Source organism: Mycolicibacterium sphagni (genome assembly GCF_002250655.1).
Lineage (GTDB): Bacteria > Actinomycetota > Actinomycetes > Mycobacteriales > Mycobacteriaceae > Mycobacterium > Mycobacterium sphagni.
The window spans coordinates 1-663 of record NZ_NOZR01000064.1 but is presented as its reverse complement, the minus strand read 5'-3'; the positions used below and the strand labels follow the sequence as shown (position 1 = coordinate 663).

The window sequence follows — 663 nt, the reverse complement described above, 5'->3', positions numbered from 1 at the left end:
ATCGTCAACCCGCGATAACAGGCCACCAACCCCGCGATCAACCCGAACAGGGCAGCCTTCACACACGAGATGATCACCTCGGGCACCCCCGTCAACAAGGTGATCCCCGCCGCGAACGCCCCCGGATTCACATCCTGGACGAACACCGAGAACACATAACCACCCAAAATCCCGATGATCACCACCAACGAGTTCAACAACAACGCCACCAAACCCGACGCCAACATCCGCGGAGTCACCAACCGCTGCACCGGATTAATCCCGAGTACTTCCATCGCATCGATCTCTTCACGGATCGTCCGCGACCCCAAATCCGCACACATCGCCGTCGCCCCAGCACCAGCCACAATCAACACCGTCACCAACGGCCCAACCTGAGTCACCGCACCAAAAGCCGCACCCGCCCCCGACAAATCAGCAGCACCCAACTCCCGCAACAAAATATTCAACGTGAACGACACCAACACCGTGAACGGAATCGCCACCAGCAACGTCGGCGCCAACGACACCCGCGCCACAAACCACGACTGCTCCAAAAACTCCCGCCACTGAAACGGCTTCCGAAACACAAAACGCACCGCATCAGCCGACATCGCAAACAAGCCACCAATAGCCTGCATCGGACCCGACGCACTCCGCAAAGCCACGCCCGGAGACCAACGA

1 protein-coding gene is annotated in these 663 nt (G+C 59.3%); it reads right to left on the bottom strand.

Translation table 11 applies throughout. The annotated features are described in order from the left end of the window. On the bottom strand, window positions 1-620 hold a 620-nt coding region (locus CG716_RS29400; protein WP_420093238.1), incomplete at its 3' end, for an MlaE family ABC transporter permease. Between the last annotated feature and the right edge of the window lie 43 nt (window positions 621-663).